This window comes from Erwinia sp. MYb375, from assembly GCF_037479175.1.
Classification (GTDB): Bacteria; Pseudomonadota; Gammaproteobacteria; order Enterobacterales; family Enterobacteriaceae; genus Erwinia; species Erwinia rhapontici.
The window spans coordinates 1-707 of record NZ_JBBGZS010000007.1; the positions used below are offsets into that span (position 1 = coordinate 1).

At 63.8% G+C, this 707-nt stretch carries 1 pseudogene; it reads right to left on the reverse strand.

Features of this window, described 5'->3' with window-relative positions:
- Window positions 1–707 (reverse strand): annotated as a pseudogene (locus tag WH279_RS00045) (electron transport complex subunit RsxC); the annotation flags it as partial.

A 707-nucleotide genomic window follows, 5' to 3' on the forward strand; every position in this document is an offset into this window, starting at 1 on the left:
GCGGGTTGTGCTGCGCTGGCAGTGGCCTGCGCGGCTTTCTTCGCCTTTGCGCGGGCAATGGCGGCCTCAATAGCCGCTTTGCGCGCATCCACCACCGGTTCAGCCGACGGCGATTCGGCTTCAGCGGGTTGTGCTGCGCTGGCGGTGGCCTGCGCGGCTTTCTTCGCTTTTGCACGAGCAATGGCAGCTTCCACTGCTGCTTTGCGTGCATCCACCACCGGTTCAGCCGACGGCGATTCGGCTTCGGCAGGTGCTGCTGCGCTGGCAGTGGCCTGAGCGGCTTTCTTCGCTTTTGCCCGTGCAATGGCAGCTTCCACTGCTGCTTTGCGTGCATCCACCACCGGTTCAGCCGACGGCGATTCGGCTTCGGCAGGTGCTGCTGCGCTGGCAGTGGCCTGAGCGGCTTTCTTCGCTTTTGCCCGTGCAATGGCAGCTTCCAATGCCGCTTTGCGTGCATCCACCACCGGTTCAGCCGACGGCGATTCGGCTTCGGCTGGTGCTGCTGCGCTGGCAGTGGCCTGAGCGGCTTTCTTCGCTTTTGCCCGTGCAATGGCAGCTTCCACTGCTGCTTTGCGTGCATCCACCACCGGTTCAGCCGACGGCGATTCGGCTTCGGCAGGTGCTGTTGCGCTGGCAGTGGCCTGAGCGGCTTTCTTCGCTTTTGCCCGTGCAATGGCAGCTTCCACTGCTGCTTTGCGTGCATCCAC